The organism is Corynebacterium sp. HMSC29G08 (assembly GCF_001806875.1).
Classification (GTDB): Bacteria; Actinomycetota; Actinomycetes; order Mycobacteriales; family Mycobacteriaceae; genus Corynebacterium.
On sequence record NZ_KV786270.1, the window covers coordinates 14,506 to 38,818 of the forward strand.

General features: G+C 61.8%; 24 protein-coding genes and 1 tRNA gene. 13 read left to right on the forward strand and 12 right to left on the reverse strand.

From position 1 onward, the window contains the following. Window positions 1-41: 41 nt before the first annotated feature. From HMPREF3101_RS09825 to HMPREF3101_RS09835, 3 genes are all read right to left on the reverse strand, one after another. Window positions 42-785, reverse strand: a complete 744-nt coding sequence (locus HMPREF3101_RS09825) for an alpha/beta fold hydrolase (protein ID WP_141737429.1) — start codon at window positions 783-785, stop codon at window positions 42-44. A gap of 9 nt (window positions 786-794) precedes the next feature. Beyond that, the gene (locus HMPREF3101_RS09830; RefSeq protein ID WP_070465033.1) at window positions 795-1,325 is read right to left on the reverse strand and encodes a phage holin family protein; all 531 of its coding nucleotides are present in this window, start codon (window positions 1,323-1,325) and stop codon (window positions 795-797) included. Between the two features lie 182 nt (window positions 1,326-1,507). Next, on the reverse strand, window positions 1,508-2,299 hold the full coding sequence (locus tag HMPREF3101_RS09835) for an HAD family hydrolase (protein WP_070465036.1): 792 nt from the start codon (window positions 2,297-2,299) through the stop codon (window positions 1,508-1,510). 184 nt (window positions 2,300-2,483) lie between these two features. Between HMPREF3101_RS09835 and HMPREF3101_RS09840 the strand changes: the two genes are divergently transcribed. From HMPREF3101_RS09840 to HMPREF3101_RS09870, 7 genes are read left to right on the forward strand one after another with little or no spacing between them, the layout of a single operon-like run. Beyond that, window positions 2,484-3,482, forward strand: coding sequence for a CpaE-like family protein (locus HMPREF3101_RS09840; RefSeq protein ID WP_070465039.1), 999 nt, complete (start codon window positions 2,484-2,486; stop codon window positions 3,480-3,482). Beyond that, the gene (locus tag HMPREF3101_RS09845; protein ID WP_070465040.1) at window positions 3,479-4,618 is read left to right on the forward strand and encodes a TadA family conjugal transfer-associated ATPase; all 1,140 of its coding nucleotides are present in this window, start codon (window positions 3,479-3,481) and stop codon (window positions 4,616-4,618) included. The genes HMPREF3101_RS09840 and HMPREF3101_RS09845 overlap by 4 nt, the downstream gene beginning before the upstream one ends. Continuing rightward, window positions 4,615-5,382, forward strand: a complete 768-nt coding sequence (locus tag HMPREF3101_RS09850) for a type II secretion system F family protein (RefSeq protein WP_141737430.1) — start codon at window positions 4,615-4,617, stop codon at window positions 5,380-5,382. Before HMPREF3101_RS09845 ends, HMPREF3101_RS09850 begins: the two co-directional genes overlap by 4 nt. Beyond that, window positions 5,379-5,969, forward strand: a complete 591-nt coding sequence (locus tag HMPREF3101_RS09855; RefSeq protein WP_070465044.1) for a type II secretion system F family protein — start codon at window positions 5,379-5,381, stop codon at window positions 5,967-5,969. The genes HMPREF3101_RS09850 and HMPREF3101_RS09855 overlap by 4 nt, the downstream gene beginning before the upstream one ends. Before the next feature lie 57 nt (window positions 5,970-6,026). Next, complete coding sequence (locus HMPREF3101_RS09860) at window positions 6,027-6,218, forward strand: DUF4244 domain-containing protein (protein ID WP_070465089.1); 192 nt, start codon at window positions 6,027-6,029, stop codon at window positions 6,216-6,218. A 31-nt stretch (window positions 6,219-6,249) separates the two neighbouring features. After that, window positions 6,250-6,522, forward strand: coding sequence for a hypothetical protein (locus HMPREF3101_RS09865; protein WP_070465048.1), 273 nt, complete (start codon window positions 6,250-6,252; stop codon window positions 6,520-6,522). Continuing rightward, window positions 6,519-6,824: an Rv3654c family TadE-like protein gene (locus HMPREF3101_RS09870; protein ID WP_070465051.1), complete on the forward strand. Its 306-nt coding sequence runs from the start codon at window positions 6,519-6,521 to the stop codon at window positions 6,822-6,824. Before HMPREF3101_RS09865 ends, HMPREF3101_RS09870 begins: the two co-directional genes overlap by 4 nt. Here HMPREF3101_RS09870 and HMPREF3101_RS09875 read toward each other — a convergent pair. Further along, on the reverse strand, window positions 6,821-9,202 hold the full coding sequence (locus tag HMPREF3101_RS09875) for a DEAD/DEAH box helicase (RefSeq protein WP_070465054.1): 2,382 nt from the start codon (window positions 9,200-9,202) through the stop codon (window positions 6,821-6,823). The genes HMPREF3101_RS09870 and HMPREF3101_RS09875 overlap by 4 nt on opposite strands. Window positions 9,203-9,377: 175 nt before the next feature. Between HMPREF3101_RS09875 and HMPREF3101_RS09880 the strand changes: the two genes are divergently transcribed. Continuing rightward, a complete protein-coding gene (locus HMPREF3101_RS09880; protein WP_052206482.1) occupies window positions 9,378-9,581 on the forward strand; it encodes a cold-shock protein in 204 nt (67 codons plus the stop codon). Window positions 9,582-9,872: 291 nt separating this feature from the next. Here the strand turns inward: HMPREF3101_RS09880 and HMPREF3101_RS09885 are convergent, their stop codons facing one another. After that, window positions 9,873-10,496, reverse strand: a complete 624-nt coding sequence (locus tag HMPREF3101_RS09885) for a DedA family protein (RefSeq protein WP_070465056.1) — start codon at window positions 10,494-10,496, stop codon at window positions 9,873-9,875. A gap of 175 nt (window positions 10,497-10,671) precedes the next feature. Between HMPREF3101_RS09885 and topA the strand changes: the two genes are divergently transcribed. Next, window positions 10,672-13,578 carry a type I DNA topoisomerase gene (gene topA / locus HMPREF3101_RS09890; RefSeq protein ID WP_070465058.1) on the forward strand — a complete coding sequence of 969 codons (2,907 nt, stop codon included), beginning with the start codon at window positions 10,672-10,674 and terminating at the stop codon, window positions 13,576-13,578. Window positions 13,579-13,589: 11 nt separating this feature from the next. On the opposite strand, the gene HMPREF3101_RS09895 is transcribed toward topA, so the two are convergent. Next, the gene (locus tag HMPREF3101_RS09895; protein ID WP_070465060.1) at window positions 13,590-15,116 is read right to left on the reverse strand and encodes an adenylate/guanylate cyclase domain-containing protein; all 1,527 of its coding nucleotides are present in this window, start codon (window positions 15,114-15,116) and stop codon (window positions 13,590-13,592) included. 36 nt (window positions 15,117-15,152) lie between these two features. On the opposite strand from HMPREF3101_RS09895, the gene HMPREF3101_RS09900 reads away from it, so the two are divergent. The 3 genes from HMPREF3101_RS09900 to HMPREF3101_RS09910 all read left to right on the forward strand — a co-directional run bounded on the left by HMPREF3101_RS09900 (window position 15,153) and on the right by HMPREF3101_RS09910 (window position 17,929). Beyond that, window positions 15,153-16,367 (forward strand): DNA polymerase III subunit delta', encoded by a 1,215-nt coding sequence (locus HMPREF3101_RS09900; protein ID WP_070465063.1) that lies wholly within the window; start codon window positions 15,153-15,155, stop codon window positions 16,365-16,367. 92 nt (window positions 16,368-16,459) lie between these two features. Next, window positions 16,460-16,532, forward strand: a tRNA-Thr gene (locus HMPREF3101_RS09905). Between the two features lie 416 nt (window positions 16,533-16,948). Beyond that, on the forward strand, window positions 16,949-17,929 hold the full coding sequence (locus HMPREF3101_RS09910; RefSeq protein WP_070465092.1) for an Abi family protein: 981 nt from the start codon (window positions 16,949-16,951) through the stop codon (window positions 17,927-17,929). Between the two features lie 198 nt (window positions 17,930-18,127). Here the strand turns inward: HMPREF3101_RS09910 and HMPREF3101_RS09915 are convergent, their stop codons facing one another. After that, complete coding sequence (locus tag HMPREF3101_RS09915) at window positions 18,128-19,807, reverse strand: AMP-binding protein (protein WP_070465064.1); 1,680 nt, start codon at window positions 19,805-19,807, stop codon at window positions 18,128-18,130. Between the two features lie 67 nt (window positions 19,808-19,874). On the opposite strand from HMPREF3101_RS09915, the gene HMPREF3101_RS09920 reads away from it, so the two are divergent. Then, entirely contained in the window at window positions 19,875-20,735 is an 861-nt protein-coding gene (locus HMPREF3101_RS09920) for a GDSL-type esterase/lipase family protein (RefSeq protein WP_070465071.1), read from the forward strand. Between the two features lie 23 nt (window positions 20,736-20,758). Here the strand turns inward: HMPREF3101_RS09920 and HMPREF3101_RS09925 are convergent, their stop codons facing one another. The 5 genes from HMPREF3101_RS09925 to HMPREF3101_RS12310 are packed head-to-tail and all read right to left on the reverse strand — an operon-like array spanning window position 20,759 to window position 23,955. Next, window positions 20,759-21,094 carry a DUF2304 domain-containing protein gene (locus HMPREF3101_RS09925; RefSeq protein ID WP_070465075.1) on the reverse strand — a complete coding sequence of 112 codons (336 nt, stop codon included), beginning with the start codon at window positions 21,092-21,094 and terminating at the stop codon, window positions 20,759-20,761. Next, entirely contained in the window at window positions 21,091-21,777 is a 687-nt protein-coding gene (locus HMPREF3101_RS09930) for a glycosyltransferase family 2 protein (RefSeq protein WP_070465095.1), read from the reverse strand. Before HMPREF3101_RS09930 ends, HMPREF3101_RS09925 begins: the two co-directional genes overlap by 4 nt. A 33-nt stretch (window positions 21,778-21,810) precedes the next feature. Continuing rightward, a complete protein-coding gene (locus tag HMPREF3101_RS09935) occupies window positions 21,811-22,608 on the reverse strand; it encodes a glycosyltransferase (protein ID WP_070465078.1) in 798 nt (265 codons plus the stop codon). 23 nt (window positions 22,609-22,631) lie between these two features. Then, window positions 22,632-23,495, reverse strand: a complete 864-nt coding sequence (gene rfbA, locus HMPREF3101_RS09940; protein ID WP_070465081.1) for a glucose-1-phosphate thymidylyltransferase RfbA — start codon at window positions 23,493-23,495, stop codon at window positions 22,632-22,634. Between the two features lie 13 nt (window positions 23,496-23,508). Next, on the reverse strand, window positions 23,509-23,955 hold the full coding sequence (locus HMPREF3101_RS12310; protein ID WP_070465084.1) for a hypothetical protein: 447 nt from the start codon (window positions 23,953-23,955) through the stop codon (window positions 23,509-23,511). Window positions 23,956-24,313: the final 358 nt, after the last annotated feature.

A 24,313-nucleotide genomic window follows, 5' to 3' on the forward strand; every position in this document is an offset into this window, starting at 1 on the left:
TTGCTATCCGATGTTTAGGCGCTATCCGATGTTTAGCGCCGCTAGCGCAGGGCGTGGATCAGCGTCTCTACGAAACGGTCCGGGTCCTCGATGTGGGGAGCAGCGCTAAACCAGGCCGGGTTAGCCTCAACGCCACCCCCACGGTGAGGAAAAACAGGCCGCAGCCTGGAGGTTTCCACGATGTGAGGCAGCGCATGATCGATGTCGCGCGCCAAAGTCCGCAGGCGCAGGAACTCCTCGAAGCGCGCGGTGTTGTGGAAGGCAGGGGAGGTATCGGCCGCCAAGCTGGCCCGCCAGATGTGGTCTTTCACACGCGCGCTGGCACCCAGCAAGCGAGGGCTCACACGGGTAGCCAGCGCAGGCAGGCCTCGGCTGGGTGGCAGGGCGATCACACGCTCAATCACCTGGGGGTTTCGTGCAGCGGCGGCGCGGGCGATGATGGCGCCAGTGTCGGCGCCGACAACGGTGGCCTTTGTGTGGCCGAGGGTGTGGATGGCGCCGTGGACGTCGCCAAGCAAAATGTGCAACCAGCTGCCCGCGCGATGGGCGGGCTTGTCACTCATGCCGTACCCGCGCAGGTCAAGAGCGGCGACGTGGTAGCCGTGGGTGGCAAGCGGGGCGATGACATCCTTGAAATCCACCCAGGCACCGAGCGCGCCGTGGAGCAACAGGATCAGTTCTGAAGACGCCGACGCGGCGTCCGCCACGTGAAGGCGAACGCCGCGTGTGTGCAGCATGCGGTGGGTGAACTCGCCGTCGAGCTCCACCACGTTGGGGGAAACCACGTCCGGGGTTTAGCGCGAGGTGCCAGAGGTGTACAGGCCTGCCTCGTGCTTGTCCAGGTTTGCCTGCGCCTGGCCCGGGACCAGGTTCTTCAACTCATTGACGCTCTCAATGGTGCGCTTCGGCGCCTGGATCTTCTTCACGCTGCGGAAACCGATCAGCGCCAAGAGGCCAGCCAGGGCGATCATCAGCAGGAAGACGATGAGAAACGCCCAGCCTGGGTGCATCCAAGACGCCAGCATCGCGGCAATGGCGAAGAAAAGGAAGAAGGTTGAGTAAAGGGCAATAACGCCGGCGGCGCCGAAGAGGCCACCGCCTACGGCGCCCTTCTTCACGGAGCCCATAACCTCGGCCTTAGCCAGCTCAATCTCGCCGCGGACCAGGGTGGATACCTGCTCGGACGCGTTGGAGACGAGCGTGCCAATAGAGTCAGTGCCAGGTTTGGTTGTACCGGTTTCATAAAGCGGAATGGAATCCACCATGGAATCTGCCATGGAGTCCACTGCGTCGGTGCCGCTGGTGTACAGGCCTTTGTTGCTCACTGTGTATACCTTCCTGAACGTTTGTTTATCCCATACAACACTAGCCACATTTACCTAGCCGCGCTGAAAACTACTCCCTACTATGGGGCGGTGTGAAGGCAGTGCGATGACTTCGAGGATGCGCGCTTGGCCTGGTTGCCGCTGGCCCAGCACCTCGCGCAGTGGCACCCGCTGATGTAGTGCTACGCCGAGCGCTTATCCTTGAGCAGCTGCTTGGTCAGGAGGGTCGCGGCCAGGGCCACGGCGGCGATTCCTGCGACAACGCTGGCGCCGATGGTGACCTCGCGGGCGTTGGGCATCTGGATGAGCGGCTCTGGGTTTTTAAAGATGCGGATCTCCCAACCGTTGGCAGCGGCGTGCTTCTTCAGCGCGCGCTCCGGGTTGACGGCCACGGGGTTGCCCACCATTTCAAGCATGGGGATGTCTGTGGCGGAATCGGAGTACGCGTAGCTTTCGGCCAGGTTGTAGCCGTGCTTGTCTGCGAAGCGGCGCATGGCATCTGCCTTGGCCTCGCCCTTGAGGTAGTTGGTGATTTCGCCGGTCAGCCGCCCGTCTTCCACACCCATTTCGGTGGCGACGACGGTGTCAATGCCCAGCTCTCGCGCGATTGGCTCCACCAGGATGGAGGCGGATGCGGAGATGATAATCACGTCGTGGCCTGCGGCTTTGTGTGTGTTGATGAGTTCGCGGGCTTCGGCGTAGATGGCAGGAGTGACTACGGTGCGCATCGTTTCCTGGGTGATGCGCTGGACGTCATCTACCTTCCAGCCTTCAACAAGTTGCGCGAGTGCGTCGCGGGTGGAGTCCATCTTCTCGCTGGACTGCCCTACCAGCATGTATGACACTTTGGCCCAGTACAGTTCGAGGGCCTCGGCGCGGGTGATCATGCCGTTATGCATGAATTCTTTGCCGAAAGCGAACGCGGATGACGTTGCAATGATCGTTTTATCTAGATCAAAGAACGCAGCAGTCATAGTTCGTGAGTGTACTGATTTGCGCAAAGAGAGCACTCTGGGACAGGCGCTGTTTCGGCGAATTCCCAGGTGATTCAAAAGGTTATCCACAATTCCGTGTTGACACGTCAACAAAAATCGGGGGTTATCCACAGGTTTTTACGCGGCCGTTGATGTTTGTTTTCCCGGGTTGCACGCTGTTTTTATGAACCAGCGCAGCTCAACACCTATCGCCGTCGCAGTGGATGACCCGCTGCTGCACCCGGAGGCCATCCACATCGCCGCCGCCACCGGCCGACCCATCATTGAAGTCCCCGACGCGGCTCAGCTCGCCCGCATCCAGCAGAGAGCCTTCGCCGTGCTTACAGACGCCACGTGTACCCCCACCCCCAACACCTTCCACATCACGCACGACCTAGACCCGAGCACTCCCCGCACGTTTGCGTTGCCGCTGCAGGCAGCGGAGTTGCTCAAGGCGTTGGGGGCTCTGCTTAGGCAGCGCACGCCGAATGCAAGCCGGAGCGGCAAGGTGATTGCGTTGGTCGGGGCGTGTGGGGGAGTGGGGGTGTCGACGTTGGGGGCGTCGATAAGCAAGAAAGCTCCCGGTGCCACCTTGGTGGACGGGCATGCGCACTCCGGCGGGCTGGATCTGCTGCTGGGGCTGGAGGATGTGCCGGGCGCGCGCTGGGGCGAGGTGGCGTTTGGCGACGGCGCGATTGCCCGTGCGGATGTGCGCCGTGCGCTGCCTATCAGCAGCGACGATGTTGCTGTGCTGACGTTTCCAAGGTCCATGCTTGCGAACGCCGCCTCGCCCCAACCCAACGACATCGATGCCGTTGCCAGCGCCCTGGGTTCTGCGGGCGTGACTGTGCTGGACGTGCCGGTGGAGATGGTGCCGCAGCGCTGTGACCTGGCGCTTGTCGTGGTGCCGGGGCAGCTGCGGCCAGCGGCATCGGCTGCGCGGATTGTGGCGCAGCTGGCCGAGAAGAGCGTGCCGCATGGGCTGGTGTTTCGCCGACACGGCTGGGAGTCCCTGAGTGCTGCCGAGGTGGAGCGCATTGCGAATTCCAACGTGGTGGCGGAGCTTGCAGATTGCCGAGGGCTAACCAAAACGGTGGAGCGCGCCGGGCTACCCGCGAGGCTGCCGCGCCCGCTTGCTCGCGCGGTGGAAGCGGTGCTCGCTGAAGTTGGGGGTGTTCGATGAGCACACACGATGAAGTGTTGGCGAAGGTCCAGCGCAGGCTTGCAGACGAGCCGGGCGCCCCCACCGCGCAGCGCCTCGCCCAGTTGATCCGCGAAGAGGCGGTAGTGATCAGTGACTTGGATGTGCTGGATCTCATGCGACGCCTGCGCGAAGATACGACGGGTGCCGGCCCTTTGGAAGCACTGCTGGCCAGCGGGGATGTGACGGATATCTGCGTCAACGGTGCGGATGCGGTGTTTGTGGATTCCGGCCACGGCCTTCAGCGCGCTACGCAGCCATTGTTCGCCGCGGAGGAGGACGTGCGCCGCTTGGCCACGCGCTTAGCGCTTCGGTGCGGGCGCAGGTTGGATGACGCACATCCCTTTGCGGACGGCCACCTGCACCGCCCCGACGGCACACTGTTGCGCTTTCATGCGGTGTTGGCGCCGACGTCTGCACACGGCACCTGCATTTCTTTACGCGTCCTCCACACCGCCACCGCGCGCTTGGACGACCTGGTTTCGCGAGGTTCGGTGCCCGAAGACGTAGCCGAGGTACTGCGCGCCGTGGTGTCGCAGCGCAAAACGTTTCTGGTTGTCGGCGGGACCGGATCCGGAAAGACCACGCTGCTCTCTGCCCTTCTGGCGGAGGTTGACCCGACCGAACGAATCTTGGCCATCGAGGACACCCTGGAACTGACACCCGCGCACCCGCACGTGCTGAACCTGTCCACGCGAGGGGCGAACACCGAGGGCGCCGGCGAGATCACGATTGCAGACTTGGTGCGCCAGGCGCTACGCATGCGCCCCGACCGCATTGTGGTTGGAGAGATCCGCGGCGCTGAGGTTATCGACCTGTTAGCGGCGTTCAACACTGGCCACGACGGCGGCGCGGGCACGCTGCACGCCAACTCCATCGAGGAAGTGCCTGCGCGCCTGGAGGCACTCGCCGCATTGGGCGGCCTGGACCGCGCCGGGTTGCACGCGCAGCTGGCGGCGGCAGTGGATGTGGTTGTGGTGGTGCGCAGGCTGGCAAGCGGTGCGCGCTGCGTGCAGCAGATCGGCGCGCTTGATGCTGTAGACGGCCTCGTGCGCATGCGCGTGGTGTGGGATGCAGATACGGGCGCGCACCCCGGGTTTGAGGAGGTCGCGCCATGAGTATCAAGGTTGCGCTGCTGTGCGCGGCGGCGTTGGCGCTACATGCTCCGAGTCCGGCGAGCCGGGTGAATTCTGGTCCCGGTCGCTCTTGGAGTCCTGGCTGGATCCCAGTTGGCGTGGGTGCGGTCAGCTTGGTCGCGTTCAGTGTTGGGCGTGCGGGTGTGGTGATTGCAGCGGCGATGGCGGCGGCAGTAGTGGTGTACACGCTGCAGGAACGCCGCAATCAGCGCCTTCAACTGGCCGGGGCGCAGGCCGCCGCAACGTTTATCGGGCACCTGGCAGAAGGAGTGAGCGCCGGTGCGACCATGGCGGATGCCGCAGCGCGTGCCGCCGAGCGCCTCCCAAGCGGGGTGCCTCGGGCGTTGCTTCACGACGTCTCCCTGCTCACCTCCTTCACCCACCAAGGCAGCTTGCCGCCGACCTTGACCACCCCTGAGTTGGAGCGGGTGGCGTGCCTGTGGCGCTGCGCGCAAACTCGTGGCGTACCTATCGCCAGTCTGTTGGCCACCGCACGCGATGAGATAGACACCCGCCTACAGCACCGCGCCGCCACCGATGCCGCGCTGACCGGACCGAAGACCACCGCCACGATGCTTTCGCTTTTGCCACTCGGCGGGATTGCCATGGGCAGCGCCATGGGTGCCAACCCCATTGGCTTGCTGCTTGGGCCGGGGCTTGGTTCGGTGCTGCTCTTGGTTGGCACCGCCCTCGTGTGTGGCGGCGTGCTGGCCTCCGGGGCGATTATCAGGAGGGCTGCCGCATGATCTCTGAATTGACCATTGTGTTCCTAGCGCTCGCCCTGGTGGTAGGCAGGCCAGCGCCGACTGGGCGGATGCCAATAGCGGGTCCTGGCGCGGGTCATGGCGCGGGTCCTGGTGAGTCCGCGCAACACCGTCCTCGCGATGGCCCCGCGACGACGGATCATAACCGGTGTGCCAGCGACATCGCCTTGTTCGCCGCCTGCGTCACCGCGGGGCTTCCCCCTGCGCTCGCGGCGGCAACGGTGGCGGACACCTACCAATCCGCGGCGAGTCCCTGGCACACCACGGCCGCACTGTTGGCGCTTGGAGCAAACCCCGAGCGCGCCTGGTCCGAACTGCGCACCCTTCCCGGGGGCGCGGACCTGGCAGACCTTGTCACCTTGTCCAACGCGTCCGGCGCCGCGCTTGCCAACGGCTGCACGCGCATCGCCGAACGCCTCCGATCCACCTCCGCCGACGCCGCAACGGCGAAAGCGGAACGCGCCGGAGTGCTCATCGCCATCCCTTTGACGGCGTTTTTCCTCCCGGCGTTCTTCGCCCTCGGTCTGGCACCAGTGGTGATCAGCCTGGGCGTAGACATGCTCAATTAACCGAAAGGAAACATCATGAACCGCATCAACACTTTGGCCCTGATCGCACACGTAAAAATGGGCGATTACCTCGCGCAAACCTTTGAAAAGGTGCGCAACGATAGGGGCCTTTCAACCATTGAATATGCATTTGGCTCCCTAGCGGCCGCCGCCCTTGCCGGCGTGCTGTACATGGTGGTCAACAGCAACGGGGTAAGTAGCGCCATTGAGTCGGTGATCACGGATGCGCTCAATGACCGTCCCAAGTAACCGGCTCAAGTAACCGCAAAAAGGTTGAGCCATGACCACCATCGAAACTGCACTGTCCATGACCGTGCTGGTGAGCGTCACTGCGGCCATCATCGGGGGTATCGCCACCATCGCGGCGTTTATCTCCGCGGTGGACATTGCGGGGGCGGCGGCCCGCTCGGCCGCCATCGGCGTGGCCTACCAGCCTCCGCGCGGTGAGGTGGCAATCACCGAATCCGCAGGACTGGTCACCGCCACTGCACGCGTGCCCGCAGTCGTCGGCACCATGCGCGCCCAGGCCGTCTTCCCCGTGGAGTACCAATGAGCACCGTTACTTCAGCCGGCATTGTCACTGCCGTGGTCGCCCTGGCCGCGTCCGTGGCGGTGATCGGCGGTTCGGTTGCGGATTCTCACCGTGCCCAGGTCGCCGCTGAGCTCGCCGCCGTTGCGGGCGCCACCGCCCTTTACCAGGGTGCGGACGCCTGCGCGGTTGCCCGGCGCACCGCCGAGCTCAACTCCGCAACACTGGAGCATTGTGTGCTCATCCACGGTGACGTCACCACCACAACCACCATCCCCCGCACCATCCGAACAGCCACCGGCCACGCAAGGGCAGGTCCGCTTTAGCCCAAGTCTTCTTGCATGCCGGATCGGCTATGCCCCGACGTCATGGTGACCAACGCGCCGAGCAGCGTGAGCGCGGCGTGTTTATCTAGCGGCTGGTTGCCGTTGCCGCACTTCGGAGAATGCACGCACGAGGGGCAGCCGTCCTCGCACCCGCAGGCGCGCACCGCCTCGTAGGTGGCGGTGATCCACTCATGGAAGCGGCGGAAGCCCTCGTCGGCAAAGCCGGCGCCGCCGGGGTGGCCGTCGTAGACAAACACGGTGGGCAGCATCGTGTCTTGGTGCAGTGCGGTGGATACGCCGCCGATGTCCCAGCGGTCGCACGTTGCCAACAGAGGTAACAGCCCAATGGCAGCGTGTTCCGCGGCGTGTAGCGCACCGGGGATGTCGGCCGCGGAAATCCCCATCGCGTCCAGTGCCAGCGGGTCAATGGTGTAGGCCACCGCCCGTGTAATCAGGCGCTGTTCGGGTAAGTCGAGCGGGATGTGTTCGGACACGGTGCCGTCCGCAAGCCGGACCACATAGCCCGTCACCCGGTCCACAACCTCAACATCCACATTGGCCACCCACAGCCCTGGCGACGGGTTGCTCAGCTCAGTCGGAGTGCCCAGGATGGTGATGTCAGTGGTGGAGCGTGCCTGAGTGGTGTAATCGGGGGTCTCCGGCGTGACAAGTGCCACGTAGTCTTCCAAGTCCAGCGTGTCCACAACGAATTGCTCGCCTTGGTGGATGTACACGGCGCCGTCGTGAACCTGGCTCATCGCACGCGCTGCATCCACGGTGCCAAGGAGGCGGCCGTCGGTGACATCCACAATCGCCACTTCCTGGCCGGACCCGCCGCGCAGCGACACATTCGCATGGGCCGTCTCCGGGGAGATCTCACCCTGCAGTTGCGGCACGGCGAAATAGCGCTCCCCGCGCTTGCGCAGGAACCCGCCTTCGACCAGCTCATCGACCACTTCGGCGGCGCCAAACGCGTCGATGTCTGCACTGGTCAGCGGGCGTTCCACCGCCGCGCAGTACACATGCCCGCGAAGCAAATACGGATTGGATGGATTAAACACACTGTTTTCCACCGGCTTGCGCAACAGCGCCTCCGGGTGATGCACCAGGTAGGTATCCATCGGGTCATCGCGCGCTACCAGCACCGCCACCGAATGCTGGCCCCGCCTGCCCGCGCGCCCCGCTTGTTGACGAAACGACGCAACCGTCCCCGGAAACCCCGCCATCACCACCGCGTCCAACCCACCGACGTCAATCCCCAGTTCCAGTGCGTTGGTGGTGGCCATGCCAAGTAGCTCACCCTGGTCCAGTGCGCGCTCAAGCTTGCGGCGATCTTCCGCAAGAAAACCCGCACGGTAGGACGCCACCCGCTCGGCAAAATCCGGCCTGCCCAAAAGAACCAGCTCTTCTTGGGTACGCATAGCCACGATCTCCGCAGCCCTGCGGGATCGGACGAAGGTGAGGGTGCGTGCGCCGTCGGCAATCAGCTGCGCCATAATCCCGGCCGCTTCGGTGGTGGCGGCGTAGCGCACCGTCGCGCCGTTGTCCGCAGTCGGGGCGTCCGGGCCCTCGATAAAACCCGGCTCCCACAGGGCGATGGTGCGCTGACCAGTTGGCGCGCCATCTTCCGTCACAGCAACCACTTCGCGACCACACAACCTGGATGCCTGCCCCGCCGGATCCGCGGCGGTTGCCGAGGCAAAGATAAACGTTGGGGTTGACCCATAAGCTTCGGCGATGCGGATCAGCCGACGCAGCACCAACGCAACGTTCGCCCCAAATACCCCACGGTAGGTGTGACACTCATCCACCACCACAAACCGCACATGCCGCAGCAGCCGCGCCCACCGCTGATGAGCAGCCAAGATTCCCGCGTGCAACATGTCGGGGTTGGTGAACACAAACCGCGACTGCTCCCGAATCCCCGCCCGCGCCTCCTGCGGCGTATCCCCGTCATACGGCGCCGGGCTGATATTCGCCGCACGCAGGCCTGCCGCCCCACGCACCATCTGCGTGGTTGCCTGCAGCTGGTCAGAGCCCAACGCTTTGGTCGGCGTCAAATACAGCGCGCACGCCTGCTCATCCGCCGCCAACGCGGACAACACCGGCAGCTGATAGCCAAGCGACTTACCCGAAGACGTCCCCGTCGCCACCACCACATCACGCCCCGCCCAGGCATGCTCCGCGGTTGCTGATTGGTGGAGGTAGAGGGAGGTGATCTGGGCGTTCACAAGCAGCTGCTTCAAACTCGGCTCAACCCAGCCCGGCCAGCTGGTGAAACGCGCTGGGCAAGCCGGCACCTTCTCAACATGCGTGATTGTGGAATGCGGCAGACGGCGCTTCAGAGAACCAATGAGACTGTCGCCGAAATCTTCCATGCAAGCAGGGTAGCCGCGCAGACCAATTCGTGGCAGACTGGGAAACGTTCACAGATTTTGTGCGCGCCCTACGGCGGCGCTCGCGAGGATTGTGCACGCGGGCGCCAGGTCTTTCGAAGCCCTGGTGGACGACAACTCCAAGAACATCACGTCTTTCGAAAGGTCCAAACACACAATGGCAACTGGAACTGTCAAGTGGTTCAACGCAGAAAAAGGCTACGGCTTCATCGCACCAAGCGACGGATCCGCTGACCTTTTCGTTCACTACTCTGAGATTCAGGGCTCCGGCTTCCGCACCCTCGAAGAAAACCAGCAGGTTGAGTTTGAGGTTGGTGAAGGCCAGAAGGGTCCGCAGGCCCAGCAGGTGAACGTCATCTAGCGTTTGATCGCCTCGGGCGCTTTACCGCTCATGATAGTCCCCGCCCCAGTGGTGGGGATTTTTTCATTTTGGCACCGCCTAGCCGGGTGCCGTTTGCCGGAAGAATTCAGAAAGAATTCAGGGGCCGGGGTCGAATCCTGAATTCTTTTGGGTTGGTGCTCTCGGCCACCTGGGGATACTGAATTCTTTGCCCGATTTCGGGAAACAAATTCAGGATCCGGGGCGCCGCCCTGAATTCTTTCTGAATTTGTTGGTGGTCCACCGCCACAACCCCGAAACCAGCCGAAACCCCTAGACCTCGGACACACCTCGGCGGATGTCGCGGCTTTCAAAGAACCAGTTCTGCACACGCTGGATAAGAAGACCAACCAAAGAGCCCAGCGCCACGCCGACGATCATGGCGAGCAGGGGGTAATCCGCAAGCAGGGAGCCGCCGGCGTAGCCCAAGCTCACGGCGAGGGTGGCCCAGAGGATGACACCGATAGTGTCGTAAATAAAGAAGGCGAACCAGTTGTAGCCAACGGAAGCCAAAACAATGGTGGCAACCCACCGGGCCCAGGGGAGGAAACGGCCGACAAGGATGGTGATGCCAGCGCTGCGTTTCATGTTGCGGCGTACCCATTGGATGGCCTGGCCAGCTTTGGAGTCTGGGTCGAGGCGGTTGACCACGCCGATGAGGCGACCGCCGAGGGCGAAACAGATGTTGTCACCGACCACACCGCCGATGATGGCTGCGATGATGGTGTAGCGCAGGTCGGGGACGCCTTGGGAGGCGGAGAAGGCACCAGCCAAGTTGAGGATGGTCTCGCTGGGGAGGAGGGGGCAGATTGCGTCGCCAACAATGACGAGGCTGAGCAGCGGGTAGAAAAACGGCGTTGCCATCAGCATATGCAGGAACGCAATGAATGCGTCCATGAGTGATGACAGTGATTCCACGCCGCAAGCCTCCTTCCAAATACAGGCCCCAAAACAGGGCCAAATACAGGCCCCAAAACAAGTACCCAAGCGAGTGTAGTCTGCTGCGCCACAAACCCTCGGGGCAAGGTTCTCTGGGTCCTTGCAGGGGTAGTGTTGCCGTGATCTGCTACAAATGAGGAAGTTTCGGCAAAGTGAAGTGAGGTGTCACATCAGCGTGGCTGTGAGCGGCAAGACCCTGGTGATCGTTGAGTCGGCGACCAAGGCGAAGAAGATCCAAAAGTATTTGGGTGACAATTATATTGTGGAGGCCTCGGTGGGCCATATCCGCGATCTGCCCAGTCGCGCTGCCGATATTCCGGCGAAGTACAAAAACGAGCCGTGGGCGAAGCTGGGTGTGAACCCGGACCAGAGCTTCGCGCCGATTTATGTGGTCAGCCCGGACAAGAAGAAGAAGGTCTCGGACTTAAAGGCCAAGCTCAAGGAGTCGGACAAGCTTCTTCTGGCAACAGACCCGGACCGCGAGGGTGAGGCGATTGCCTGGCACTTGTTGGAGACGTTGAAACCGAAGGTGCCGGTTGAGCGCATGGTGTTCAACGAGATTACTGAGTCCGCGATTCGTGAGGCCGCCGAAAACACTCGCGAGTTGGATATGGATTTGGTGGATGCGCAGGAAACACGTCGCATCTTGGACCGTCTGTATGGCTATGAGGTCAGTCCGGTCTTGTGGAAGAAGGTTATGCCGCGCCTGTCGGCTGGCCGCGTGCAGTCGGTGGCCACGCGTGTGATTGTGGAGCGTGAGCGTGAGCGCATGGCGTTCATTGCCGCGGAGTATTGGGATCTCACGGCGTCGTTGACCCCACAATCCGACGACACCACCTTCGATGCGAAGCTCATTACTATCGACGGCGCACGCATCGCCCAAGGACGCGACTTCGACGATAGGGGGCGGCTGAAGGGGGAGGCGGTGGTCGTCGATAAGCAAAAAGCCCAAAGCTTGGCTGGCGCGTTCGGCGACACCATGCGGGTGACCAGCGTGGAGGAGAAGCCCTACACGCGCAAGCCCTATGCGCCGTTTATGACATCGACGCTGCAGCAGGAGGCTGGCCGCAAGCTGCACTTTACGTCCGCGCGCACGATGCGCATTGCGCAGCGTTTGTACGAAAACGGCCACATTACCTATATGCGTACGGACTCGACGTCCCTGTCCAAGCAGGGGCTGGATGCGGCGCGAGCTGCGGCGCGTGAGCTTTATGGCGCGAACTTTGTGGCGGATTCCCCGCGCGTCTATGAGCGTAAGGTGAAGAACTCCCAGGAGGCACACGAGGCGATCCGCCCAGCTGGTGAGCGTTTTGCAACGCCGGGTCAGCTGGCGGGTTCTCTGGACGCCGAGGAGTTCAAGCTCTATGAGCTGATCTGGCAGCGCACTGTTGCCTCCCAGATGACGGACGCGCGTGGCAACTCCACGAAGATCACGGTGACCGGTGAGGCGAACACGGGCGAGGTGGCAGAGTTTGCCGCGACCGGCCGCACGATCACCTTCCCGGGCTGGCTGCGCGCCTACTCTGACCAGGACAAGGAGACGCACCTGCCGCAGGTGGCGGAAGGTGACGCGCTGAACGTCGACGGCATCACCGCTGATGAGCACTCCACGAACCCGCCGGCGCGCTACACGGAAGCTTCCCTGGTGAAGAAGATGGAGGAGCTCGGCATCGGCCGCCCGTCCACCTACGCCAGCATTATCAAGACCATCCAGGATCGTGGCTACGTAGCTGCCCGCGGCAACGCGCTTGTGCCTACTTGGGTTGCGTTTTCCGTGGTTGGCCTGCTGGAGAACAACTTTGATGCGTTGGTGGATTATGACTTCACCTCGTCCATGGAAGATGAGCTGGATGAGATTGCGCACGGCAATGAGGACCGCACGCAGTGGCTCACCGGCTTCTACTTCGGTGATGCGGATGCGCGCGACACCATGGCGGATGCCATTGCGCGCCGCGGTGGTCTGAAGCACATGATTGACGCGAACCTGGAGTCCATTGACGCCAGGGAGGCGAACTCCCTGAAGCTCTTCGAGGACAGCGAGGGGCGCGACGTCATCGTGCGTGTTGGCCGCTACGGCCCCTACATCGAGCGCGTGGTGGGCACCACGGCCGAGGGCGAGCCGGAGTACCAGCGCGCCAACCTGTCCGAATCCATAACGCCGGATGAGATCACACTTGAGATGGCGGAGAAGCTCTTTGCCACCCCGCAGTCCGGCCGTGAGCTGGGGGAGAACCCGGCCAACGGCCGCATGATTGTGGCTCGCGAGGGCCGTTACGGTCCGTACGTAACGGAGCTCGTGCGTGAGGACGAACGCGTGAAAGCCGAAGCCCACGCCGAAGAAGTTGTCGCCGAGGAGCGCGCCGCGGAAGACAAGCAGCGTGCGGAAGAAGGCAAGCGCGCCAAGAACTGGGAGACCAAGACAGCCGCTGCGCAGAAGGAAAAGCGCATCGCAGCGCTTGTAGACGAGCAGCTCAAGCCCGCCACCGCGTCCCTGTTTGCCTCCATGGAACCGGCGACGGTGACGTTGGAAGAAGCGCTGAAGCTTTTGTCCCTGCCGCGTGAGGTTGGCGTTGACCCGGCTGACGGCGAGGTCATTACCGCACAGAACGGCCGCTACGGCCCGTACCTGAAGAAGGGCAGCGACTCGCGCTCCCTTGCCAGCGAGGACCAGATCTTCAACATCACCTTGGAAGAGGCGCGCCGCATCTACGCGGAGCCGAAGCGTCGTGGCCGTGCCGCTGCGAAGCCGCCGCTGAAGATGCTGGGCGACAATGACGTGACCGGCAAGCCGATGTCTATTAAGGACGGCCGCTTCGGCCCCTACGTCACCGACGGCGTGACCAACGCCTCCCTGCAGCGTGGTGATACGCCAGAGACCATGACGGACGAGCGCGCCAACGAGCTGCTGTCTGCCCGCCGCGCACGCGAAGCCGCCGACGGCGGAACAAGCGCAAAGAAGGCCACCAAGAAGCGTGTAAAGAAAACCACGAAGCGTGTAAAGAAAACCACGAAGCGTGTGGTCAAGGCCCGCAGGAAGTAGCGGTCCGCGGGTTAGGAGCGGTCCGCCAGGGTGGAGCGCACCGGACGGGCCAACTGCGTCATCTTGTTGCGGCCCCGCAGCTCCACGGACTTCATCAGGGTCCAGCGCTGCTGCTCCACCTCATTTGCCGCGCGCAGGGTTGCCGCGCTGGTCAGCACCTTGCCCGGAGTGTCTTTCGCAAGCTCTGTCAGGCGTGCCGCGGCGTTGACCGCGTCACCGATCACGGTGTATTCGAAGCGGTCAGAGCCGCCGATGTGGCCGGCAACCACGTGCCCGGACGCCACGCCGATCCCTGCCTGTAGTTCAAGCCCTGCCAGTTCATCGGTGAGTTCGCGGGCGGCTTGGAGGGCGTGGGACGCAGCGTCGTGAAGCGAAACGGGAGCTCCAAACACCGCCAAAGCAGCGTCGCCCTGGAACTTGTTGATGATGCCCTTATTCTCGTGCACCACGTCCACCACGATCTCGAAGAAGCGGTTGAGCTCCGCCACCACCTCTTCCGGGGTGTGGTCGACGGCGAAGGTGGTAGAGCCGATGACGTCGATGAACAGCACCGCCACACGGCGATCCTCACCACCTAGCTCCGGCTTTTCCTCCAGTGCCTTCTGGGCGACCTCGGCGCCGACGTAGCGGCCGAAAATGTCGCGCACACGCTGACGTTCGTTCAGCCCGCGCATCATCTCGTTGAAACCAGCCTGGAGAACGCCGATTTCGGAGCCGTCGTAGATATCCACCTGGGTGTTTCGTTCACCGCGGCGCACGCGGTTAATCGCGTCCTGGAGCTCCTTGATGGGGTCCACCACGTTCATCACCGAAAAAGCGGTGCCAATAAAGCCAGTAAACAGCGCTGCGATGGTGAGCACCAGAGCTGCCGGGATCAGCTCACCCGGCGTTTGGGTGAAAAAGCCGCCGGACTGCGCAACGAACAGCAGCAGGATGCCCAGAAGTGGCACGCCAGAGGTGACCAGCCACGTCATGTACAAACGTTGCTTGATCGGTGGCTCAAGGGTGGAATCTTCAAACCTGCGCGCCAGCGCCTCCGCCGCTACCGGGCGCACCAGGCGCTCTGCCTGTAGATAGGTCAACACTGACATGACAAAACATGTGAGCAGTGTGGCCACAAAGATGACTAACGCCAGCTGCCAGGACAAACGCGAGGCCACGAACGTGATGATGGCAATGCCAACCAGCCACACCGCAACCACAACACCGGTTTGCAATACCGGGAGGCGAAGCACCAGGTTGCGCACCATATTTGGGTCATGGTCGTCCGGACTTAACTGCCATTCCAGCACGGGCCGGAAGAGTAGCAGTGTCACGATCAGGCCAATAACCACGGCCATAGCGAAGTAGATCACGCCGATCAGCCCCAGCCCCATGTGGCTGAGGCTTAGCTCCTCCACCTCGTGCATGGGCAGGAGGTAGCGCACGAACAACATGATGGCGATTGCGCCAACGACATTGGTGCCCAGCACACTGGCGGCGTACAGCGGCCACGATGTGCGCATGAGCCAAGTAAGGCCGCGCCAAAGTCGTTTCATGGTGTATCACCTTAGCGCCGAGTACTCTTAGCCGTTGTGACTACCGTAGCTCCGCGCAGCGTTGCACAGCGTCTTGCTGATGCACCCAAGGTCCGCGACACAATTCTTGCCGCCGCCGCAGCCGCACGCGGGGTGGAAGGCGCGGACCCCCACGCGTTTGCGCACGCCTGGTTGTTCACCGGCCCGCCGGGCGCTGGCCGCTCCAATGCGGCGTTGGCGTTTGCTGCAGCGGTGATGTGTGAAGATCCCTCTGAGATTGGCTGCGGCCGCTGCAAGTCCTGCCGTGACGCCCTGGCGGGCACCCACACCGATCTGGTGCATGTTGTGCCGCGCGAGCTTGCCATCAAAGTTGAGCCAGTGCGTGAGATTGTTGCTCAAGCTTCCCGCTTGCCGACGGTTGCCTCACACCGCATCCTCATCATCCAAAACGCCGACCGCCTCACTAAGGAAGCGGCCGACGTGCTCCTCAAAACCGTTGAGGAGCCGCCGGAACAAACTGTGATCGTGTTGTGCGCCCCGTCTACAGACCCCCAGGACATCTCGCAGACGCTGCGGTCTCGTTGCAGGCACCTTTACATCCCGGCTCCCTCGCAGCAAGAAGTGGTGCGCGTGCTGATGGAGGAAGAGGGCGCCAGCGAACACGACGCGCAGCTGGCTGCTGCAGCGTCCCTGCACCACATCGGTCGCGCCCGCAAGCTGGTGACCATGGAATCGGTGCAGTTGCGCCGCGCTGCCGCCATCAACTTGGCGGAGCTGGTCTTCCATGGCGCCCAGGGCTTCCAAGCCGTGTCCACACTGGTCAAGCGCGTGCAGAAGGAAGCGGTGGACGACTACGCGGAGGCCGACGCTGCAGAACGCGAAAAGCTTGAGGTGGCCCTTGGCGTGGGTGCGAAGGGACGCGGCGCGGCCAAGGCGATGTCTGGCACCTCCGCCGAGCTCAAAGAGCTAGAGGCTGCGCAAAAAGCGCGCGCCACTCGGCGCAAACGCGACGCCCTCGACCTTTCCCTTGTGGACCTTTTGGGTATTTACCGCGACGCGCTGGTGCTCAAGTCCGGTGCGGAAGTGCCCCTGACCCACCCGGACTTCTCTGGCCTGGCAGAGGAGATTGCCAAGCGCGTGCCCCTCGAAGGTCTGGTGGCCTGCCAGGACGCCATCGCCCAATGCCGCGTGCGCCTACACCAAAGCGTTGATCCCACCGTGGCGTTTAACGGTATGCTCGGCCACATTCGCAAAGCCTGCGGCGCCCACTGACCTGGTCTGCTGACCTGCGAGTTTCTTTTGTTCGGTGATGTCCACTACACTGTCATCCCGGTACACACTGCGTTGTGCAGAAGTTGTGTCCGGCCACCTTAGCTCAGTCGGTAGAGCATCTCACTCGTAATGAGAAGGTCGCGAGTTCGATTCTCGCAGGTGGCTCAAGGAAAACCCCAGCTAGAACATGGTTTTAGTTGGGGTTTGTTTCATGCTCAGCACACCGAGTTGTCCCGAGTTGTCCTAGGCTGTTCCTTTTATTGGCGCGCACAGAGCGCGCACGCACTCGCGCCGGGCGTGGTCGGATGAGACGGGCGTGAGAGGCGGGACAGCGAGGCTGTATAAACGGGAATGTAGTTTCCACGCGTTACCGCGGGGCACACCTGTACGGGGGTGTGACCCTTTGGTTATCGCCAGCTCGCGCGAAGCAACTGCAGGTCGGAACACATCAGCAACTCTTAGTGGCAAGTTTGTTTACCGCGCTGCATGGTTTTTTGCTATTGTTAGCAGCAACAGCACCCCCAACGCCTCTCAACGATGCGCCTCATGGGGGCCCTTTCTTTTTGTAAGATATGACGACCATGAGCGCCATCCCATTTTTGCCCCCGCAACAGCAAGAGCAGTTTCTCAGGGATCGGCAGATGATCGACCACCCCACACTGTCACCTGGCGATAAGGAGTGGCTGCGAACTGTAAACTTCCACTTCCTAATGGGGTACGCACGTCACTACCGCAACCTCACTGACAGCGGTTATTTGAGTGGCCCCAAACAATTCGCGGACATTCGAGCACTAGTCGATGCAGAGGCGGACCTTGCCACTTTTCTTACCCCGTGGATACGCCGGGCAGAATGGCACATCCGCGCCGTCACGGTTAAACACTTCTGCAGTGCCCAGGGAAACGGAGAAGGGTATCTTGATCCGTCCTCGTGGACGACCCGCGACGCCGTGGCAGCGGAACGCCTGCAAGTCACTATGCTTCGCGACATCCTCCGCCACGGTGAGCCATACGTCGCGGACGGAATCAAGGCTCGCGCTCGAGCGCGGGGAATGGATGTGCCACGGTGGTGCGACCAGAATAACGTTCAGGACGTTACGGACCTGGTTCAGGACTTGCCGTTCTGGGCGATCGTGGACAGTTTCACTGTGGGAACTATCGGAAAGTTTCTGCGGTACTGCGGCCAGCAGCGAAGCGGGACCGAACAGGTCAACAACCTTGTCGCACGAGAACTAAACGTTCCCAAGCGGGCGTTCAATATCACTGTGGAGTGCTTCGGAATTACCCGCAACCTCGTCTTTCATCACCAGCGGCTTTGGATGCGCCCAATGCCCAAGAGCCCCGGTGTCTCGAACGAGATTGATCGTCGATATCCAACAGGTGGATTCAAAACCACTAATAAGCAGGCCCACTTCATCGCGCTGGCGAGCATCTCGCAGCTCTTGCCGGTCGCCGAACGAGAAACCTACCTCGATGCGCTCGACAAGTTTCTCGACCAGCGTCCGATGTTCAAAATGGGGATAGCATCCCCACCCTTCGCGCAATATAGGCCTAAAGCCAACTAGCCGGCATCCGGCACTGCGCGCAGGCCATCGCGTTCACGCTCGGCGGCGAGGTAGGTGTCCACGTGGTCGAGTTCGGCATCGTTACACATTTTTGCCCAGATGCGTCGCCAGTGCGCGGTGGTCCACACGTTGTCATGCTCGTCGGGGAGCAGTTCACTTTTGACTGGGCTTTCGCCTTGCTGTCCTTAGTTGCTTTGCTTATCCGTCGATGCCGGGCAGGAAGCGCGGCACAACCTTGCCAATGGCGTTTCGGGGCAGTTCTTCAACAAAGTGGACGTCGCGAGGGATCGAGTGGTCCGCCAAGTGGTTGCGCACCCATTCGCGGACGGAATCCTCGGTGAGTGCATCCCCCGCCGCAGTACCTGCGCGGACGATCCAGACGGCGATGCGTTTAAACATCACGTCATCATCAACACCGTGCGCGTAGACCTCGTCCACGCCCGGCATTTCTTCGAGCACCTCCACCACGGACTGCGGGTGGACGTTTTCGCCACCGACGATGATCATGTCGTCATTACGTGACAAAACGTGGAGGAAACCCTGCTCGTCGAAGTAGCCGAGGTCGCCGATCTCAATCAACCCGTCGATTTCCTCTGCCCTGGTTGCTGGGTTGGTGTAGCTGCGCAGGGCGGTTTCGTTGTGCAGGAAGATGCGACCAGTTTCGCCGGTGGGGACTTCGTTGCCGTTGGCGTCGAAAAGCTTGAGCACGGTACCGGGCGGAACCTTGCCAGCGATGCTCGGGTCTGCCTGCAGCTGCTCGGGTGATGCGGCAGCGGCCAGGGCGAGTTCGGTGGAGCCGTAGATGTTGGCGATGATCGGACCGAAGCGTTCGGTGCTGCGCCGCAACAGCGCTGGTGTGATGGCGTTTCCGGCGGTGGCAAGGTAGCGCAGGGTGGAGGTGTCGTAGTTTTCGTCCAGGTCCAGCATCTGCTTGAAAAAGATCGGCGAGGAGATCAGGCCGGTGCAGCGGTAGTTCTGGATCTGCTGGAAGCACACCTCCGGGTCGAAAACGCGGCTGGTGACAATGGTGGAGCGGGTCGCCAGCGCCACTTGGAGTGCGGACCAGCCCCAAGTGTGGAAGATGGATGCAGAAAGCTGCACCGTGTCGCCTGCGCGCCAGGGGATGGCCTCTAGGTAGCCGGCGATGACGAACGGCAGCCTCGGCTCAGGCCTCACGATGCCCTTGGGGATGCCGGTGGTGCCCGAGCTCATCAGCACAATGTTGCCGTGCTTCGGCCACATGGGCAGTTGCTTGCCGACGCCCCGCTGACCCACCAACTCCGCCAACCTCAACATGCCCGCAACCTCTTCATCGCCTTCTTCTTTGAAGCCTTCAAAGGCTTCAAAGGCACGGACAACTGTGATGTTGTCCATGATGTTGTCGGTTTTGGGGAGGCGGGGGAGGAACTCGTCATCAATGAACAGGATGTTGATCCCGGTTTCTTCGAAGATGCCGCGCAGCTGCTCTGGTGAGGAGCCGATGTTGAGCAGGAAGATGTGCCCGCCGGCGTAGCCTTTGGCGCCCAGCGGCAGGATGATGCCGCGGCCGTTGCGGGCCATCACGCCAATGCGCAGCTCATTAAGGCCGCGCTCCGCTTTGATCTCAAGGAGCCAGGCGGCAAGTGAACGCGATTGGTCGCGGAGTTGGCGGTAGTTGAGAACACCGGAGTCATCTATAAGCGCAGTGCGCTCGGGTGTGGCAGCTGCGCCTTGTTCGATCTCCCGGGCAGTGGTGAAGTGGAAACGTGCCAGGTTGGGCAGGACTTTGAGGGCCGCGAGGGGGCCGCCTTCGGCGCTGATGATGCCCGCGCGTGTAACGGCGGGGACGAATCGGACGAAGGATTTCAGTAGAAACGTAGGGTGTGCGGTTGGTCGCATAATGCTACGGTAGCGTAAGTTACTGAAGTTACAAATGTTTCTGGTGGGAAAATTAGGAGGAAAGTGAATGTTTAGGAAAAAGGGGCGCAACAAAACCCGCAACAAAGCCAAAGCGTTTGTCGCTGCTGCGCTGTGCCTCGGCACATTCGCACAGTCCGTAATCGCACCACAGATGGCGCAGGCGCAGCAGCGCAACATGGTCGTTTTCGGTGACTCAGTGGTCTCCGACCCGAACGCGGCCCAGTGGCTCGGCGGCAAACTGGGCATCGGCGGCCATGGTTCCTCCGACGTCACCACCTGGTGCCCAACCAGCCCAACCAGCTGGGGTAAGCGCTCCGCCGCCAAACTTGGCCTGCCAGCCTGGGACTACTCCTGCACCGGCACCGTGTCCATTCAAAAGGGACCGCAGTTTGCCTCCCAGGTCACCCGTGCGGTGAACGACGGCGGGCTCAATCCCAACACCGCCCGCGTGATCATCTCCACCGGGTTCAACGACACGTACCACAACGACGGCCGCGATCGCGCCACCTTCCGCCGCGACTGGGTCGCCGCCATGGCACCCCAAATCCATCGCATCCGCGCCGCCGCCCCCAACGCACGTATCCAGATCGTTGGCTACCCCAAGGTCACACAGAACGGCAACGTGTGCCTCTTCCACGTCGCCCCCAACGTCAGCGACACCACGCCGTTCCCGGCCGTCGCCGATTGGGAAGACAGCATTCAGTGGGCACAGGTAGACCTGGCCCACGCAACCGGCATCGAATTCCTGGACCTGAAGCCCTCCACGTGGAACAACAACATGTGCGCACCTGACCACGCCCGCATGTGGGCTGGCCTAGTGGACTTCTACAGCGGTGCCGGCAACCTGCCGATTCACGTCAACCAGCGTGGCCACGAGCACGTGGCCAATGTCATCGCTGCGTCTTAACCTGCACAGTCTGCTCAGCCTGCTTAGTCTGCTTCCGGCGGCACGGCGTTTTGCAACGCCACCGCTCGGGCAAGGCGCGCGTAGCGCAGTTCTTGTTCGCGGAAGCGGGTCCACGTGGAAATCGTCGTAAAGAAAAAAGCGACGATCAGCACGTACAGCATCAGGTCCGTACCGCGGTCAACCCCCAACCAGTTGGCCAGGACCGTGACGTCATCCGGGCGCAGAATCGCCCACACGGCAGCGAGCATCATCAGCACAAAGCCAATCTTCACCCACGCTTTGGCATTCGCCTTCTTGCGGTTGGTGAAGAAATACACCGCCAACGCCACCGTGGCGGCAATTAGGATCAGCTGAATCACTTGAGCCTCCTCGCCATCAGGCCGTCTGCAAGAATGTTCACACCGTTGATCAGGGACTGGCCCTTGGACATGGAGTACTCCGTGTACAAAATATCCACCGGCTGCTCAGCCACACGCCAACCGTGATTATCAATCATCGCCACGATCTCAGAGGCGTGGCTCATCCCGTTCATACGGATGTCCATCTCCTCGGCCACCTTGCGGTTGAATGCGCGTAGGCCATTGTGTGCGTCGCTAAGACCCAGGCGCTTCGTGCGTGGCGACAGCATCACCACCGTCTTCAACACCACGCGCTTAATCCACGGCACCTGCGAATTATCCTGGCCCGCAAAACGTGTGCCCACGATGATGTCCACCGGCTCCGTGCGCAGGCGCTCAACCATGGCAACAACGTCCTTGACCTGGTGCTGGCCGTCCGCGTCAAACGTGACAAAGTACTGCGCACCCGGTTGCGCGCGTGCATATTCAACACCCGTCTGAATTGCCGCGCCCTGGCCCAAGTTCACCGGGTGGTTCACCAAATGCGCACCGGCAGCGTGGATGGCATCCGCCGAGTTATCGCGCGAACCGTCATTGACAGCCACAATGTTGGGGAACGTCTGGCGAGCATTCGCAATGACGTCGAAAATCACCTGGCCCTCATTGAAACAAGGAATGACAAGCCAGGTGTCGCTGAAATCCATGAGTGCGCGCGACGTATCCATCGCAGGGATACCTTAGTCGCTACGGTGAAAAAGACGCGAGTACACGCGCTTAGTCACCCCGATTGGCAACATCCGGTACGCATTTCGCACAGCAAAGTTGAACACCGCGCGCGAGCGCGACACCAACCCATACGCCACCAGATTGCGCTGCATCGTCAGCTCCGCACGACGCGTCTCACCAGCAGCACGACGCCGCAACTGCGCATCATTGACCCGCAAATACGTCAAAGGCTCCGGCAAATTCGCCAGCTCCCACCCATTGCTCAAAAGCCGCGCCCAGAGGTCATAATCCTCCATAAAAGGCACATGCTGGTAGCTGCCCACTTGACGCACCGCATCAGCGCGAAACATTACCGACGGATGATTCAACGGCGAATTCATCTTCGCGTAATTCCTTGGGTTCTCCGGAAGTGCCCGGACCGGCCCAGCGTCTTCAATGCGATGCTCAAACTCGCGCACCGCTGAGCCAACGGCAGCCACCTCCGGATGCTCCGCCAAAAACTCCAGCTGGCGCTCAAAGCGCTGCGGATACGCCGCATCATCCGAATCAAGGCGGGCAACAAACTCCGAGTCAACGGTCTCCAACCCCGCGTTGAGCGCCTTGCCCAACCCCACGTTGTGCTTCAACGGCACCAGGCGCGCCGGGAACCCCGCTAACACCTCCATCACTGCTTCAGAAACCGAGCCGTCCAGCACCACCACAACCTCATCCGCCGGACGTGTCTGCGCTGCCAGCGACTGTAAGCACACAGCCAACTCGCCCGCATCCGTGCCGCGGTAGACGCTCATCAAAACAGCTAGAGAAGCCATGTCACAAAACCCTAGTCCCGTACCTAGTCTCGTATCGTGTCCAGCAGGTAGCGCCCGTAACCGGACTTCATCACCGGCTCCGCCAAACGCTCCAGCTGCGCCGCGTCAATAAAACCCTCCCGGTACGCAGCAACCTCCGGGGAACCAATCACCGTGCCCGTACGCTTCTGGATGACCTCCACATACGCGCTGGCTTCACTCATGGAATCAATCGTGCCCGTGTCCAACCACACGTCCCCACGGTGCAGGCGGTGTACCTTCAGCTGGCCACGCTTAAGATATGCGTCGTTGACCGCCGTGATCTCCAGCTCCCCGCGCTCGCTCGGAGTAATGGACTTTGCAATCTCCACCACCGAGTTGTCGTAGAAATACAGCCCAACCACCGCAAAGTTAGACTTTGGCGTTTCCGGCTTCTCCTCAATGGACAACACCGTGCCATCCGGGTCAAACTCCACCACACCATAACGCTGCGGGTCCGACACCTCATACGCAAAGATCACGCCGCCATCCACATCGCGCGTCTCGCCCAGGATGCGAGTTAGCTCCGAGCCGTCGAAAATGTTGTCGCCCAAGACCAGGGCCACCGAATCGTCGCCAATGAAGTCTTTGCCAATGATGAAAGCCTGCGCCAAACCGTCCGGTGAGGGCTGCTCCGCATAAGAGATCATGAGACCGAGCTGCGAGCCGTTGCCAAGCAGCCGCTCAAATGCGGCCCTATCCTCTGGGGTGGTGATCACCAGGATCTCGCGGATACCCGCGCTAATCAGGGTGGTCAGCGGGTAGTACACCATCGGCTTGTCATAAATAGGCATCAACTGCTTCGAAATGCCCTGAGTAATCGGGTACAGCCGAGTGCCCGAACCGCCCGCGAGGATGATGCCTTTCATCGCTGCCTAGGCGCTAGAACGGCAGGGTGGGCAGTTGCTTGCGGACGTCCGCGAGCATCTTATCCACCTGCCCCTTATCCATCTGCAGCGCCATATTCAGCAGCGCGGTAATGGTGCCAATGACAAACAGAATGATGCCCGTCGTGCTCACCTGGGAGAAGTCGCCCGAGGAGAACGCGCGCAGAATCGTCAGCGTGTCGGACTTCTTCTCCGTGGTCGTCGGGGTGGTGGTCTTTGTGGACTTGGTTACCGTCACCGTTGGCTGGGTTGTCACGGTGGTGGTCACCGTCGATCCTGGGGTGGGGGTTGCTGTTGCCGTTGCGGTTGGCGTTTCGGTGCCTGTAGCAGTTGCCGTAGCGGTTGCCGTTGGGGTCTCGGTTTCAGCGTCAGCGTTACTGACCAAAACAGTAGCGCACATGGCGGCTGTAGCCAGGCCAATTGCGGTGCGGGTGCGAATCATGCATGACAGTGTATGTCATCGGCCCCGGCATAGTTGACTGATCGGTCCCGACATGGTGGACAAACCCGGACCTCGGCGTTTGCGCCCCTGGCGTTTGCGCGCCAATCCGGCAGCAACCCGGTCTCAACCCGGTCTCAACCCGGTCTCAACCCGGCCCTAAAGTCATCCACCCGCGCCCTTTTTCGCTAAACCCCGGATACAACACTACGGATAGATACCCAAAACCCGGCCTATCCGTACTCTTCCGTTCGGGGTTTAGGCACAGCGCGGTCAAACACAGCGCCCTCAAACCTGACTTAGGCCATTTTAGTGCGGAAGTTCGTGGCCGGTGATTGCTTGGATGGTGGCGGTGAGTTCG